The sequence below is a fragment of the Pseudomonas sp. LBUM1652 genome (genome assembly GCF_059716105.1).
Window position 1 is genome coordinate 5,491,547 of sequence record NZ_CP166804.1, and the last position, 14,509, is coordinate 5,506,055.

The 14,509-nt window shown below is 61.3% G+C and carries 12 protein-coding genes; 6 read left to right on the forward strand and 6 right to left on the reverse strand.

Annotated elements, in window-relative coordinates:
* Positions 1–2: 2 nt before the first annotated feature.
* Positions 3–2,522, reverse strand: coding sequence for an ATP-dependent helicase HrpB (hrpB, locus tag ACA069_RS24810; protein ID WP_497615404.1), 2,520 nt, complete (start codon positions 2,520–2,522; stop codon positions 3–5).
* Between the two features lie 111 nt (positions 2,523–2,633).
* Here hrpB and pmcY point away from each other — a divergent pair, with 111 nt between their 5' ends.
* Together pmcY and ACA069_RS24820 are read left to right on the forward strand one after the other, a co-directional pair.
* Positions 2,634–3,053, forward strand: a complete 420-nt coding sequence (gene pmcY, locus ACA069_RS24815) for a periplasmic Zn2+ metallochaperone PmcY (RefSeq protein WP_401267333.1) — start codon at positions 2,634–2,636, stop codon at positions 3,051–3,053.
* Between the two features lie 15 nt (positions 3,054–3,068).
* A complete protein-coding gene (locus ACA069_RS24820) occupies positions 3,069–3,977 on the forward strand; it encodes a cation diffusion facilitator family transporter (protein WP_187680959.1) in 909 nt (302 codons plus the stop codon).
* Here ACA069_RS24820 and ACA069_RS24825 read toward each other — a convergent pair.
* Complete coding sequence (locus ACA069_RS24825; RefSeq protein ID WP_497615405.1) at positions 3,971–4,996, reverse strand: DUF6515 family protein; 1,026 nt, start codon at positions 4,994–4,996, stop codon at positions 3,971–3,973. The genes ACA069_RS24820 and ACA069_RS24825 overlap by 7 nt on opposite strands.
* A gap of 454 nt (positions 4,997–5,450) precedes the next feature.
* Between ACA069_RS24825 and ACA069_RS24830 the strand changes: the two genes are divergently transcribed.
* Both ACA069_RS24830 and ACA069_RS24835 read left to right on the forward strand, forming a co-directional pair.
* The gene (locus tag ACA069_RS24830; protein ID WP_042561225.1) at positions 5,451–5,930 is read left to right on the forward strand and encodes an Lrp/AsnC family transcriptional regulator; all 480 of its coding nucleotides are present in this window, start codon (positions 5,451–5,453) and stop codon (positions 5,928–5,930) included.
* Between the two features lie 231 nt (positions 5,931–6,161).
* The gene (locus ACA069_RS24835; RefSeq protein ID WP_042561226.1) at positions 6,162–6,371 is read left to right on the forward strand and encodes a DUF2788 domain-containing protein; all 210 of its coding nucleotides are present in this window, start codon (positions 6,162–6,164) and stop codon (positions 6,369–6,371) included.
* Here the strand turns inward: ACA069_RS24835 and ACA069_RS24840 are convergent.
* The 4 genes from ACA069_RS24840 to ACA069_RS24855 form a co-directional block, all read right to left on the reverse strand.
* On the reverse strand, positions 6,366–7,001 hold the full coding sequence (locus tag ACA069_RS24840; RefSeq protein ID WP_401267338.1) for a pseudouridine synthase: 636 nt from the start codon (positions 6,999–7,001) through the stop codon (positions 6,366–6,368). The genes ACA069_RS24835 and ACA069_RS24840 overlap by 6 nt on opposite strands.
* Before the next feature lie 70 nt (positions 7,002–7,071).
* On the reverse strand, positions 7,072–8,571 hold the full coding sequence (gene amn / locus ACA069_RS24845; RefSeq protein WP_187680961.1) for an AMP nucleosidase: 1,500 nt from the start codon (positions 8,569–8,571) through the stop codon (positions 7,072–7,074).
* Between the two features lie 93 nt (positions 8,572–8,664).
* On the reverse strand, positions 8,665–10,314 hold the full coding sequence (locus ACA069_RS24850; RefSeq protein WP_497615406.1) for an acyl-CoA dehydrogenase family protein: 1,650 nt from the start codon (positions 10,312–10,314) through the stop codon (positions 8,665–8,667).
* Between the two features lie 94 nt (positions 10,315–10,408).
* On the reverse strand, positions 10,409–12,763 hold the full coding sequence (locus tag ACA069_RS24855) for a 7TM diverse intracellular signaling domain-containing protein (RefSeq protein WP_497615407.1): 2,355 nt from the start codon (positions 12,761–12,763) through the stop codon (positions 10,409–10,411).
* Positions 12,764–13,068: 305 nt separating this feature from the next.
* Between ACA069_RS24855 and ACA069_RS24860 the strand changes: the two genes are divergently transcribed.
* Both ACA069_RS24860 and thiE read left to right on the forward strand, forming a co-directional pair.
* A complete protein-coding gene (locus ACA069_RS24860; RefSeq protein ID WP_047303578.1) occupies positions 13,069–13,866 on the forward strand; it encodes a hydroxymethylpyrimidine/phosphomethylpyrimidine kinase in 798 nt (265 codons plus the stop codon).
* Between the two features lie 18 nt (positions 13,867–13,884).
* A complete protein-coding gene (gene thiE / locus ACA069_RS24865) occupies positions 13,885–14,508 on the forward strand; it encodes a thiamine phosphate synthase (protein WP_497615408.1) in 624 nt (207 codons plus the stop codon).
* The last annotated feature ends 1 nt before the right edge of the window (position 14,509 follow it).

Sequence of the window (14,509 nt, forward strand, 5' to 3'; positions counted from 1 at the left end):
GCTCAGGGTTTTCGCGGTTTGATCCGTGCGGTGGCTTCGGCCACCAACGGATCATCCGGCCAGTAATGCTTTGGATACCGCCCCTTCAAATCCTTCTTCACTTCGGCATAGGTGCTGCGCCAGAAGTTGGCCAGATCCTGCGTCACCTGCACCGGCCGGCGCGCCGGGGATAAAAGATGCAGTTTGACCACCTGCCGGCCACCAGCGATCCGCGGCGTTTCGGCCAGCCCGAACAACTCCTGCAAACGCACCGCGAGAATCGGCGGAAACTCGCTGTAATCCAGACGAATCGACGAACCCGACGGCACGCTCAGATGATGCGGCGCCTGTTCATCGAGGCGTTGCGGCAGCGGCCATGGCAGTAGATTGCGCACGATGCTCGACAGATCCAGATTGGCGAAGTGACTGAGCCGCGAGACCTTGCCCAGATATGGCATCAGCCAGTCTTCGAGAGTGTTCAGCAGTGTCGCGTCGCTGACATCCGGCCACTGGCTTTCGTCCTGAGTATTGAGCTCCAACTGCCGCAACAACGCGACACGCGCCTGCCACTGACGCAGTTCCGGCGTCCACGGCAGCAGCTCCAGGCCTTTGCGCCGCACCAGATTGACCAGCGCCTGGCTGCGCGCGGCTTCATGGAGGCCAGTCAACGGTTCACGACTCAGGATCAGTTCGCCTACCTTGCGCTGACGTTCAGCGCGCAACACGCCTTCGCGCTCGTCCCAATCCAGTTGATCGACGTTGCACACCTGCTCGGCGAGCACCGAATCGAACAGCGCCGGATCGAAATCCGCCGCCAGATAAATTCGTTCTTCCCGCTGACCCTGTCGGCTGCCGAGGTCGGCGATGACGATCCACGGTTCTTTCATCAGGCTGTCGGCCTCGGCGAACAGCGCGGCGCGACCGTTGGCCAGTCGGTATTCGGCGCCTCCGGCACGACGTTGTTGGGCGACGCGATCCGGGTAGGCCAGCGCCAGTAATGCGCCGAGCCAGCGGGGGTGATCCGGATCGCTGACCGGCTCGCTCGCCTTGCCGCGTAAGTAACCGCGATACTGCCGCGCCAGTTGTCGGGCACGTTGCACGCCGCCCTGAGCGCCGCGTGCCGCGCGTTCTTCGCCAGACAACAGCACCAGACGACTGTGCAAATCCGCCCCGGCGCCGCGCAAGATGTCGCGCTCGCCGAGCAACGCGGCGACATCGCAGGCCATGTTTGCCAGGCCCAACGCCTGCCCGCGCAGCAACAAATGGCCAATACGCGGATGCGCTGGCAATTCGGCCATGGCCTGGCCATGGGAGGTCAGCGCTTGGCCTTCCAACGCACCAAGACGCTGCAACAAATCCTGCGCCTGTGCATAAGCCGCTGTCGGTGGCACATCGAGCCAGACCAGTTCCCCCGGCGTCACCCCCCAGCGCCCCAATTGCAGCGCCAGGCTGGCCAGATCTGCCGACAGAATTTCCGCACTGCCATAAGCGGCCAGTTGCTCGTGCTGATCCTGCGACCACAACCGATAACAAACACCCGACTCCAGTCGCCCCGCCCGCCCCGCGCGCTGCGTGGCGCTGGCCTTGGAAATGCGTTGAGTGTCGAGGCGGGTCATGCCGCTGCCCGGATCGAAACGCGGCACCCGCGCCAGCCCGGCATCAATCACCACGCGCACACCGTTGATGGTCAAACTGGTTTCGGCAATGTTGGTCGCCAGCACCACTTTGCGCTGCCCGGCCGGTGCCGGGTCGATAGCGGCGCGTTGGGCGTTGAGATCGAGTTCACCGTGCAACGGGCAGAGCAGCACGTCGCTGCGCTCGCCGATGGCGTCGGCCAATTGTTGATGGACGCGACGGATTTCCGCCTGCCCCGGCAGGAACACCAACAGGCTGCCGGTTTCATCGTGCAGGGCTTCAAGGATGGTGGCGGTCACGCGCTGATCGATGTACTCGCCGGGCTGAAACGGCCGGCCCCAGCGCATGGTCACTGGATACATACGCCCCTCGCTGCGCAGGATCGGCGCGTCATCGAGCAACCCGGCCAGGCGTTCGCCCTCAAGGGTGGCCGACATCAGCAAAATCTTCAGCGGCTGTTCAGCTCGAAACAGCTCGCGACCGTTCAAACTCAGGGCCAGCGCCAGATCGGCGTCGAGGCTGCGTTCGTGAAACTCATCGAAGATCAGCAGGCCCACGCCTTCCAGCGCCGGGTCGTCCTGCAAACGGCGGGTGAGAATGCCTTCGGTGACCACTTCGATACGGGTGTTGGGGCCGACCTTGCTGTCGAGACGAATGCGATAGCCAACGGTTTCACCGACCTTTTCGCCCAGTTCGCTGGCCAGTCGTTCCGCTGCGGCACGCGCGGCGAGACGGCGCGGCTCCAGCATCAGAATGGTTTGCCCGTTCAGCCACGCTTCGTTGAGCAAGGCCAAAGGCACGCGGGTAGTTTTACCGGCGCCGGGCGGTGCTTCAAGCACGGCTTCGTGGCGTATCGCCAACGCTTCACGCAGGGCGGGTAAAACTTCGTCGATCGGCAAAGAAATCATGCTGGCTCCCAAACAGAGCGGCGAGTATAACGGCGAACTGCCAAGCGTTCGTCAGGGTCTTAACTTCACAAGACGAAGCTTCGTTATCAGATGACTCAGGAGATATTTCCCATGCGTTTACCCTTTCGCCTGATCGGCGGTGTACTGGTCGCCACCCTGCTCACCCAAATCACCGCGTGCGGCTCGATTTTCTACCCGGATCGTCGCGGCCAGATCGACGGCAAGATCGACCCGGCGATTGCCGTGCTCGATGCCGTGGGTCTGCTGTTCTATGTCATTCCCGGTCTGATCGCATTTGCAGTCGACTTCGCCACCGGCGCGATCTATTTCGAACCGGGCCACACCGCGCAAGTCGATCCGGCCAAGCTCAAGCAAGCCATCGGCCCGGACGGTCAGGTCGATAACCTGAAGTTGCAGGCTATTCTCGAATCTGAACTGGGCCGCAATCTGCCGCTGGATGATCCACGCCTGATCCAGCACAAGGGCAGCACTCAACAACTGGCAATGTTCGGCCTGCAACCTGCCGCATAAGGAATCAAAAACTTCATGACCTCCAGCCCCGAACACGCCCGCCTGCTGCGGTTGGCGACCCGCGCCTCGGTGGCGGTGGCCTGTACGCTGATCATCGCCAAAGCCATCGCCTGGTGGCTGAGCGGTTCGGTGAGCATGCTCGCCGGCCTCACCGACTCGGCGCTCGATGGCATTGCTTCGTTGCTCAATCTACTGGCGGTGCATTACGCGCTGCGCCCGGCGGATGACGATCATCGTTATGGCCACGGCAAAGCGGAATCCCTGGCCGGCATGGCGCAGGCCTTGTTCATCGGCGGGAGTGCGGTGTTGATCGCGTTTCAGGCCTATGAGCGGATCAAGCAACCTGAACCGCTCGGTGCGCCGTGGATCAGCATTGGCGTGATCATTTTTTCCCTGCTGCTGACGGTGGCCTTGCTGATCTTGCAGCACCGGGTAGTCAAGCAGACCGGCTCCAACGCCGTACGCGCCGACTCGCTGCATTACCGCTCTGATCTGCTGCTTAACGGCAGCATTCTGGTGGCGCTGGTGCTGGCCGGATTCGGCTGGCAACAATTGGACGCGTGGTTCGGCCTGGGGATTGCCGCGTACATTTTGTGGAGCGCGATCCAGATCGCCCGGGAAAGCTTTTCGGTGCTGATGGATGAGGAGCTGCCACCGGACGTCAGTCAGCACATGCTCGAACTGGCGTGCAGCGTACCGGGTGTGCTGGGCGCACATGACTTGCGCACGCGGATTTCCGGCAACCACTGGTTCGTGCAGCTGCATCTGGAATTGCCGGGGGAATTGACCCTGTCAGTAGCGCACGGCATCAGCGATCAGGCGGCGGATGCCATTCACAAAGCCTACCCACGGGCCGAAGTGCTGGTGCACGCCGACCCGCAGGAAGTGGTCAAGGCTGAACGGGCGCAAACCCGGATTCAGTAACTTACCTGATAACCGCGACTGCTCAGGCAATTGCCCTGGGCCTGACGGTAGGCCTGGACCACTTCGGGCGCCGGCTGGTAAGTCGCGGTGCGCGGATCGAAACCGCTTTGTTGCACCGCGTACTGATAGCACTGGTAACCGTCCTGTTGCACCTGCTCCGGCGACTGACCGTTGGCCGGGTAAGCCTCGACATCGTAGCCCTGTGATTGCGGCTGCGGCTGTTGCTGCACCGGCGGCTCGACCACCACGTAGTCCTGAGTCGCTTCCTGATAGGCGTAATAGGAACCGGCGGCAAGGAACAGCAACGCGCCACCTACCCACACTTCACGGGCGTAATCCGGCAAGTATTGGGTACGAATCCCGCGCGGTGGCTGCACGACGATGTAGCGCGGGCCTTGCGGGCGATACCAATAGCCGCCAGAGAAAAAGTAATCCTGCCCGCGATACGGCACGCGATAGTCACGATCCGGGAAACGGTCGATCACATGCCCCGGCCGATATTGCGGCCCCGGCCCCCAACCGTTGCCATGCCCGTCCGGACGACCTGGCCAGCGATTGTCGTTAGGCCGGTTGCCGGTCTGCCAATGCTGGTTGTTGTAGCCGTTCTGTGGACGCTCGTCGCGGTAGTAGCCCTGACGCGGTTCCTGGGTCTGGCGCACGGCGTCGGGACGCGGCTGGATCGGCAGACTGTTGGCCGGTAACTGTGGCGGTGGCGGCGGCTGGCGAACCGGGTTGGGATTGTAGGCTGGACGGTTCTGGTCGCGGTTCTGCCACTGGCCATTATCGTTGCGCTGCTGGCCGTTGTGCTCGAACTGGCGGCTGTTGTCGCCACGAATGATTTCATTGCTCTGCGGCCGAGGCTGATTGTTACCGCCATGGCCCTGATTGTTGCCCTGATGCTCCGGGCCGCGACCATTATTGTCCGGCCCACGATTCTGCGGCTCATCGGCAAGCGCTTGCGCACCGACACTCACACACAGCAACCCAACACCGGCCAGACGCCAGATGCGCGACTTCATGCTTTTCCTCGCTGCGGCTCAGGGCCTGAAATTAAGAGGGGACTTGTCACTAAGACCGGGAATGTACACACCGGGTTCTGCAACAGGTTATCAGTCACGAAACTTATTTATTGAGGGCTGCACAAAAATCGCAGGCAAGAAAAAGGGAGACCCGTCGGCCTCCCTTCTAGAGAACTTCGTCCTGGCTCGACGCTTTTGACGTCGGCTCACCTCACGCCGTCTTCTGGACAGTGTGCAGCTCGGGGGCCGGCACATCCCCGGTGGGGGTGGCGACCGCGGCGGGCCTGATAGGCGGGCCGCTGTGGACTGTGTTACCGAGCAGTGATTCTGGTAATAAGAATAGGCCTGAGGCCGCGACAGAGGATTGCGAAGATTGCTTAAATAAACACCACTTGCGCAATTTTTAACCCTGGATAGATAATCCGCCGCAATAGTTACAACCAAGGACTGATTGATGAGCAAACTCGACCGTTACGACCTGAGCATTTTGGCGGAATTGCAGCGCGACGCCCGCATCTCCAACCAGGAACTGGCCGAGCGCATCGGTCTGTCACCCTCGCCGTGCTCGCGCCGGGTCAAGCAACTGGAAGACGACGGCTACATCTCGCGTCAGGTGGCGTTGCTGGATCGCAAGATGCTCGGGCTGAGCCTGACCGCTTATGTGCTGATTGGCATGGACCGGCACACACCGGAGCGCTTCGAGAATTTCGAAGCAGCGATTCGTACGTTGCCGCAGGTGTTGGAGTGCAGTCTGGTAACCGGCGTGGACGCTGATTATCAGTTGAAGGTGGTGGTGCCGGACATGGATCACTATCAGAAATTGCTGCTGGGGCATCTGACACGGATTGATGGGGTGACCAGTGTGCGCTCGAGTTTTGTGCTGAATCAGGTGCTCAACAGCACCGAATTGCCGCTGACCCATTTGCGTAGCTGATTGCTTTCGTGGCGAGGGGATTTATCCCCGATCCAGTGCGCAGCACTGGCAAGATTTTGCAGCGAGGCAGATATTTTTGGGGTCGCTTCGCAACCCGTCGGGGATAAATCCCCTCGCCACAGGGTTGCAGACCAATGACTGCGGCACACCGACGCAGGTCAATGCCCCGCCGTTCGACCTTGGCGTATACTCGACGCGCCCTTTTAGCCCCATGCGCGCCGGAGAACCCCGATGGATCCTGCACTACTTGAAGAATGGATGATGACTGGCCTGGTCAGCATCCTGATCATTTTCATGGGTTTCATCGTCTGGGATCTGGCGAAAAAATCCAAGGCCGGGCGCTTTGGCTCGCTCATTCTGTTCTTCGTGCTGGGCCTGGGTGTGGCCGCGTTCATCATCAAGAGTGTGGTGATCGGCCTGATCGAGTCCGGCGCTTTATAAGCGCGCCGGCACTTCTTTCCACTGGCCCTGATCTAGACCTTCGATCGTCCAGTCACCAATCCTGACCCGCACCAGCCGCAACGTCGGCAGGCCTACCGCAGCCGTCATGCGTCTCACCTGACGGTTGCGCCCCTCGCGTATCACCAATTCCAGCCAGCTTGTAGGTATGGTCATGCGAAAGCGTACCGGCGGATTACGCGGCCACAACTCAGGCTCCTCCAGTTGCCGAGCTTCGGCGGGCAAGGTCATGCCATCATTCAGTTCGACGCCGTCACGCAAACACTGCAACTGCTCGGCCGTCGGCTCGCCTTCGACTTGCACCCAATAGGTCTTGGCCAATTTGTGCTTGGGGTCGGCAATCCGCGCCTGCAACTGCCCGTCGTTGGTCAGCAGCAACAAACCTTCACTGTCGCGATCAAGGCGTCCGGCCGGATAAATACCGGGCACGTCGATGTAATCCTTGAGCGTCGCCCGCCCTTCGCCGTCGCTGAATTGCGTCAGCACATCGAACGGTTTGTTGAACAGGATCAGTTTCGGCTCAGCCGGCGGCGCCTTGGCAACACGGCGCGGGGCAGAAGACTGAGGCTTCGCGCCGGGGCGGCGGGAAGGTGGACGCGGGGGACGGGACATGGCGAAAAGAACATCTAACGGTCAGGGCTGCCAATGCTAGTAGCCTGACCGTTAAATGACCATCAACAAATCAGCGGAACGGCGGTTCGTCGAAGCTGCGCAGTTTGCGCGAGTGCAGCGAGTTGAGCTCGGTGCGCAGCAGATCCACCGCTTCGATGCCGATCTTCAAATGCTGGCTGACCGCACGCTCGTAGAACGCGTTGGCCGAACCCGGCAGCTTGATTTCGCTGTGCAGCGGCTTGTCCGAAACGCACAGCAACGTGCCGTATGGCACCCGCAGGCGATAACCTTGCGCGGCAATGGTGCCACTTTCCATGTCCACCGCCACGGCGCGGGACAGGTTGATCAACGGACGTTCCTGCGCCCAGCGCAGCTCCCAGTTACGGTCGTCGTAAGTCAGCACGGTGCCGGTGCGCAGGCGTTTTTTGAGGTCGTCGCCCTTCTCACCGGTAATGTTGGCGGCCGCTTGTTGCAGCGCCATCTGCACTTCGGCCAGTGCCGGGATAGGAATGTTCGGCGGCACCACGCGGTCGAGAATCCCGTCGCGACGCATATAGGCGTGGGCCAGCACGTAGTCGCCGATGGTCTGCGACTGACGCAGGCCGCCGCAGTGACCGATCATCAGCCAGCAATGCGGACGCAGCACTGCCAAATGGTCGGTGATGTTCTTGGCGTTGGACGGGCCGACGCCGATGTTCACCAGCGTCACACCATGGCCATCGCTGGCGATCAGGTGATAGGCCGGCATCTGATAACGGTGCCAGACCACACCGGCGGCAATCGCCGACGCCTCGCCGTGATCCATGCCCTTCTCGATGATCACGTTGCCCGGCAGCACCATGCGCACGAAACGGGGATCGCTGCGCAATTGCTCCAGACCATGAACGATGAACTGGTCGACGTAACGGTGATAGTTGGTCAGCAGGATCCACGGCTGCACATGGCGCCAGTCGCTGCCGGTGTAGTGCACCAGACGACGCAGCGAGAAGTCGACCCGCGCGGCATCGAACAGCGCCAGTGGCAGCGGATCGGTGTTTTCCCAATCGTAGAGGCCGTCGGCAATGCCATCGGTGGCGGCGGACAGGTCGGTACTCGGGAAGACGCGCGCCAGCACGGCGGCAGTGACGCCGGAACCGGCCAGTTCATCGCCCTGCTCGACCACGTACGGGTACGGAATATTTTGCTGACTGACGCCGACTTCAACAGTCACGGTGAAGTCGTGCATCAACGGCACCAGCTGTTCCAGCAGGTATTTGCGGAATGCTTTCGGATGGGTGACGGTGACGCTGTAAGTACCCGGCAGTTGCACCTTGGCGTAGGCGCGAGTGGTCTGCGGGACTTCGCCCTGGCAGTGGTAGGTCAGACGCAGTTCGGGATAACGAAACAGGGCACGCTGCCCGGCGTCGGGCTCGACGCGATCCTTGAGGTACCGCTTGAGCGCGGAATTCAGTGCAGTGGTGGCCTGCTCATGCAGCTCGGCCAGACGATCCACGGCTTGTTCGGCGGTTTGAACGACAATAAACGCTTCGGTCACGATCAGCTTCCTGTGTTCTGACTTGCAGAGCTTCATCTTGCCTGCATCGTGGCGCGACGGGAACAGTGGCGTGTTGGCTGCCGCACAATATATGAGCCACCCACGCCCCCCTGTAGGACTTGTATGGGGTCAGAAGCCTTGCGGGGTCGAGCGGGCAACGATGGCTTCGACATCAAGCCCACGCGGCAACGCACCATACACACGGCCGCTACCACTCAACCGACTGGCAATAAACGCATCGCTCACCGCTGAATTCCCCGCCTCCAGCAACAGTTTGGCCTGCAAGCCAAGGGCAATGTCCTCGGTCAATTGCCGTGCCCGATACTGAATATCACTGGTGTCCTTGAACTGCGCCTGCAACTGCTGGATATGCGCAGCCAACCGTCTATCGCCATGGCCGTCACCCAGTTCACTGAACAGCACGTCCAGCACACCCGGCTCTTTCGACAGCGCGCGCAACACGTCGAGGCACTGCACGTTGCCCGAGCCTTCCCACGTCGAGTTGACCGGCGCCTCGCGGTACAGACGCGGCAGTATGCTGTCCTCGACATACCCGGCGCCGCCCATGCATTCCGCCGCTTCATTGATCATTGCCGGCGCGCGTTTGCAGATCCAGTATTTGCCCACCGCCGTCACCAACCGGGCGAACTGCGCTTCGTGGCGATCGTCCAAATGATCCAGCGCCTTGCCCATGCGCAGGCTCAGGGCCAGCGCGGCTTCGCTTTCCAGCGCCAGATCGGCCAGCACGTTCTGCATCAACGGTTGTTCGCTGAGCAACTTGCCGCCGACCTTGCGGTGCGCGCAGTGGTGGCTGGCCTGGGTCAGCGCCTGACGCATCAGCGAACTGGAGCCGACCATGCAATCGAAACGGGTCATCGCCACCATTTCAATGATGGTCGGCACGCCGCGCCCCTCTTCGCCGACCATCCACGCCAGCGCCCCGCGAAATTCCACTTCGCTGGAGGCGTTGGACTGGTTGCCGAGTTTGTTTTTCAGGCGTTGGATGTAGAACTGATTGCGCGTGTCGTCCGGGCGATGGCGCGGCAGCAGGAAACAGGTCAGGCCCTTGTCGGTCTGCGCCAGCGTGAGAAACGCATCGCACATCGGCGCCGAACAGAACCACTTGTGCCCGACCAGTTCATAAGCCTGGCCCGGACCGCTGGCGCCGACCGGATAGGCCTTGGTGGTGTTGGCGCGCACGTCGGTGCCGCCCTGTTTCTCGGTCATGGCCATGCCGATGGTGACACCGGCCTTGTGCGCCATGCCGACATTGCGCGGGTCGTATTCGGTGGCGAGGACTTTAGGCAACCATTGCTCGGCCAGATCAGGTTGCAGGCGCAGCGCCGGGACGCTGGCGAAGGTCATGGTCAGCGGGCAACCGCTGCCGGCCTCGGCCTGGCTGTGCAGATAGGTCATGGAAGCACGGGCGACATGCGCGCCGTCCTGCGGTTGCGCCCAAGGCAGCGAGGTCAGGCCATGCTCGACTGCCGTTCGCATCAACTCGTGATACGCCGGGTGAAATTCCACCAGATCGATGCGATGACCGTAGCGGTCATGGCTGGCAAACACCGGTTTGTTCTGATTGGCGAGGAACCCGGCCTCCATCAGCGGCCCGCCGGCCAGTGCGCCGTAGGCATCAATCCGCGACTCGGCCCAACCGGCGCCGAACCTGCGCGACCACTCCTGCAACGGCAGGTCGATGCGATAGAGGTTGGTGCCGTCCAGCGACGGCGGCTGGTTGGTGACCTCGTGGGTTTCGGCAAACTGATGCAGGTTCATGACGGGTTCCTTTTTCAGCGAGAAGGTCAGTTAAGCACCGCCCAAACCCCGAACAAAGTGTCATATCCGCCGAATTTGCGGCGCTTTTACCCTATCAACAGCAGAGCACCCGTCGCTCCAGCGCAGACTGCAAATCTTCGAATTTCACCGGTTTGTTCAGGTAGTCGATCACTGCATCCGTGGCGCAAACCTCGCGATCCGCGCTCAACGCCAGCATGAACACCGGCAAGTGTGCGCAACCCGGCAAGGCGTGGATCTGACAGCACAGCGACGCGCCGTCATGGGCGGGCAACTGGCAATCGATCAAGACCGCATCAACAATTTCGCGCTGCAGGCAATCGAGCGCCGCTGCACCGTTTTCAGCGGTACGCACGCGGAAACCGAGTTTGAGCAGCATGCCGCGCATCACGAGTTGATTGACGGTGTTGTTGTCGACCAATAGCACCGTGCAGTCCTGCGGGGCACGGACGCAATCGCGCACATTCGCAGGGGGCGGCGCCGGCTCGACCACCGGCAATTCGAACTCCACGTCCAGCTGAAAGCGACTGCCACTTCCGGGTTCAGAGCGATGGGTGAGCTTGCCGCCAAGCAGTTCGACCAGTTGTCGGCAGATCGCCAGCCCTACTCCCAATCCACCGTACTCACGGGTCATCGAACCGTCGAGTTGGAAGAAGCGCTGGTACATCGTCGCCTCACCCAAATCGCTGAAGCCGATACCGGTGTCGATCACAGCAAATGACAGCGCCAATCGATTGTCCGTCGACGGCTTGCCGGTGACCCGCAGCGCCAGCCCACCGACACGGGTGAACTTGATCGCGTTATCCAGCAGGCATTCCAGGCATTGCGCCAGTTTCGCGCTGTCACCGTGCAGGCGATCCGGCAGAGTCGGCAGCACGTCGACCTTAAAGTCCAGCGACTTGCTTGCCGCGTTGCCTTCGAACTGAGCGCGCAACGCTTCAACCACACCCCGCAGACTGAAACTGCCCGGCTTCGCTTTCAGTTTGCCGGCCTGCAATTCGGTGAGGGTGAGGATGCCGTTGACCATGCGCATCATGTCCCGGGCGGAACCGGCGGCGGTCTGGTGATATTGCTCAAGCTCGGGATCCAGATCGACGGTCTGCATCAGTTCCAGCGAACCGATCACACCGTTCATCGGCGTGCGCAGTTCGTGGGTCAGGGTCGCGAGGAATTCGTCCTTGAGCTTGTTGCTGTGGGCCAGTTGCTGGTTGAGCACTTCAAGTTTCTGCCCGGCATCAAACAGCGTCTGCGCTTGCTGCTCGCGCATCGCGTTGATGCGGTCAGCCAAGGCCAGCGACAACAAAGCCACTTCGATCGCCGAACCGATCTGGCTGGCGTACATCGTCAGGAACACGTTTGGCAGCAGGCCCAACACCATCAGCGTATTGATGACGCCGCCGAGCAGGAACGCCGACCATGCAATGATGAAATAGCGCGCCACGCGCAGGCCGCGCCACCAGGCGAGAATCCCCGCCGCAAAAATCACCACAGTGAAGGTCAGCGCCAGCGTCGTCGCCAGGCGCAGAGCCAAGGCGTAACTGGTCATCAGCGACAAACCGACTACCAACGCACCGAATGCAATCAGGGCGATCAGCAAACGGTCGAGCCAGCGGCTGTGGGTCTTGGTCTGCAAGAAGCTGCGGGCGAACTGGCTACCGAACAGGCCCGCGCAACCGATGAAGAACGGCGTTGCCGCGTTGGCCCACCACGGATTGTCCGGCCAGAAATACTCGACCGCCGCGCCGTTCACCGACAGTTGATAGAGGCCGAACGAGCCAATGTAGAAGATGTAATAGAGGTAGCTGGTGTCGCGCACGCTGAGGAAGATGAACAGGTTGTAAACCAGCATCCCCAGCAACACGCCATAAATGATGCCCAGCACATACAGGCGCACTGGCTGATCTTCGAGATACGCAGTGCTCGACCACAACGTCACCGGCGCCTGGATCGAGCCTTCGCTGGCCAGTCGCAAGTAAAGGGTTTGTTGTTGATCCGGTTTGACGGCCAGGTTGAACAGGTAATTGTTCTGGCGGATCTCGCGACTGGCGAACGGCAAGGCGTCGCCGGTTTGCCGGATCAGGCGATAGTCGCCATTGGCATCGGCCATATAAAGGTCGAGATGATCGAGCGGTGGATAAGCCAGTTCCAGCAGCCAGGAGCGCTGTGCAGCGGGATTGCTCGGACGGTAATGCAGATCGATCTTCAGCCAGAACGCCGAACGCGAGTACCCGGCATTGAGCGTGGCTTTATCGTGGGCTTTGAAATTGCCGGCGGCGGCCTGCGCGCGGACGTCGGCAATATTCGCCTGACCGCTCGGGTCTTCGAACACTTGCAGCGACCGGCCCAGAGGGAGGCTCTGGGTGAATTCGTCGAATTCGACGGCGCTCGCCATGAGGGGCAAGCAGAACAACAACATCAGCAAATAGCGCATTGAAGCCCCAGCGTGGCTCGTCCGGTTGTGTCAGGAAGCCCCCCCATTCCCTTTGAGTAGACGTAAAACCGGTATTACCTGTTATTGGTTTGGATCCAGACTAGCATAGCCGTTGATGGCCATTGAGCACCATCGAAATTTTTCCTACAAAGGCTCTAGAACGGGCGTTTCAGAGCAACGTACCGAGCTAGAGCTGTTGAGTTGGTCAGGTTGTGACAAACCGGTCAGCATTCTCTGACCGGGTTATCCGCCAGGCACAACGGCACTGAACCGAAAAATCAGGTTTGGTGGTAAGCTCGCGCACCATGAATATCTACAGCTCCCGCCCCGTTGTCCTCTGTCTCTCCGGCCACGACCCCAGTGGTGGCGCCGGCTTGCAGGCAGATATAGAAGCCTTGCTCGCGCAGGGTTGCCATGCGGCTCCGGCCGTCACCGCCCTGACCGTGCAAGACACCGTCAACGTCACTGATTTCCGCGTCCTCGACCGTGAGTGGGTATTGGCTCAGGCCAATGCCGTGCTCAACGACTCCGAAGTCGCGGCGGTCAAACTGGGCATGCTCGGTTCGCTGGAAATGGTCGACACCGTTGTCGAACTGCTTTCGGCGCACCCGCATTTGCCAGTGGTCTGCGACCCGGTGCTGCGCGCCGGCGGCGGCGGACGCCTGGGCAAGGACGAAGTCGGCTATGCGATGCGTGAGCGTCTGCTGCCGCTATCGATCATTGCCACCCCCAACCTTCCCGAAGCCCGCATCCTCGCCGAACTGCCCGAAGGCACAGCGGATGAGTGCGCTGAAAAACTTTTGCCGTTCGTCAAAAACCTGCTGATCACCGGCGGTCATGGCGACGAAACTGAAATCCACAACCGCCTGTACAGCCGCGACGGCCTGCGTGAAACCTTCTATTGCCAGCGTTTGCCGGGCAGTTATCACGGCTCCGGTTGCACCTTGGCCAGCGCTTTGGCTGGCCGACTGGCCCAGGGCGAGAATCTCGCCAGCGCGGTACGCAGTGCATTGGATTACACCTGGCGCACCCTGCGCGATGCCGAACAACTGGGCAAAGGCCAGTTTGTGCCGCGTCGTCTGCCGCTGGATTTCTGCTCGTAACGTCGTGAGGTCTGCCTGATGAAACTACGTGGCCTGTACGCCATCACCGACAGCCAATTGCTGGCCGGCAAATTCCTCTCGTACGTGGAGGCGGCGCTGGAAGGCGGCGTCACCCTGCTGCAATACCGCGACAAGAGCAGCGACGAGGCCCGGCGTCTGCGCGAGGCCGAAGCGCTGCGCGATTTGTGTGCGCGCTACAAGACGCAGTTGATCATCAACGATGACGCCGAACTGGCTGCACGCCTCAACGTCGGCGTGCATCTGGGCCAGACCGACGGCCCGCTGTCGCCGACCCGCGCCCTGCTCGGCTCGAAAGCGATCATAGGCTCGACCTGCCACGCGCAGATCGAACTGGCCGAACAAGCTGCCAGAGAAGGTGCGAGCTACGTCGCCTTCGGTCGCTTCTTCAACTCCAACACCAAACCCGGCGCGCCGACCTGCAGCCTCGACCTGCTCGATGAGGCTCGCCGCAAACTGCATTTGCCGATCTGCGCGATCGGCGGCATCACCCTCGACAACGCCGCGCCGTTGGTGGCCCATCGTGTCGACCTGCTGGCCGTCGTCCACGGCCTGTTCGGCGCTGAAAGCACCGCCGAAGTGACCCGCCGCGCCCGCGCCTTCAACGAATTACTGAAAGTCTGAT

Coding starts and splice junctions, on each gene's coding strand:
- hrpB (WP_497615404.1), bottom strand. CDS start 2,522: ATGATTTCTTTGCCGATCGACGAAGTTTTACCCGCCCTGCGTGAAGCG.
- pmcY (WP_401267333.1), top strand. CDS start 2,634: ATGCGTTTACCCTTTCGCCTGATCGGCGGTGTACTGGTCGCCACCCTG.
- ACA069_RS24820 (WP_187680959.1), top strand. CDS start 3,069: ATGACCTCCAGCCCCGAACACGCCCGCCTGCTGCGGTTGGCGACCCGC.
- ACA069_RS24825 (WP_497615405.1), bottom strand. CDS start 4,996: ATGAAGTCGCGCATCTGGCGTCTGGCCGGTGTTGGGTTGCTGTGTGTG.
- ACA069_RS24830 (WP_042561225.1), top strand. CDS start 5,451: ATGAGCAAACTCGACCGTTACGACCTGAGCATTTTGGCGGAATTGCAG.
- ACA069_RS24835 (WP_042561226.1), top strand. CDS start 6,162: ATGGATCCTGCACTACTTGAAGAATGGATGATGACTGGCCTGGTCAGC.
- ACA069_RS24840 (WP_401267338.1), bottom strand. CDS start 7,001: ATGTCCCGTCCCCCGCGTCCACCTTCCCGCCGCCCCGGCGCGAAGCCT.
- amn (WP_187680961.1), bottom strand. CDS start 8,571: ATGAAGCTCTGCAAGTCAGAACACAGGAAGCTGATCGTGACCGAAGCG.
- ACA069_RS24850 (WP_497615406.1), bottom strand. CDS start 10,314: ATGAACCTGCATCAGTTTGCCGAAACCCACGAGGTCACCAACCAGCCG.
- ACA069_RS24855 (WP_497615407.1), bottom strand. CDS start 12,763: ATGCGCTATTTGCTGATGTTGTTGTTCTGCTTGCCCCTCATGGCGAGC.
- ACA069_RS24860 (WP_047303578.1), top strand. CDS start 13,069: ATGAATATCTACAGCTCCCGCCCCGTTGTCCTCTGTCTCTCCGGCCAC.
- thiE (WP_497615408.1), top strand. CDS start 13,885: ATGAAACTACGTGGCCTGTACGCCATCACCGACAGCCAATTGCTGGCC.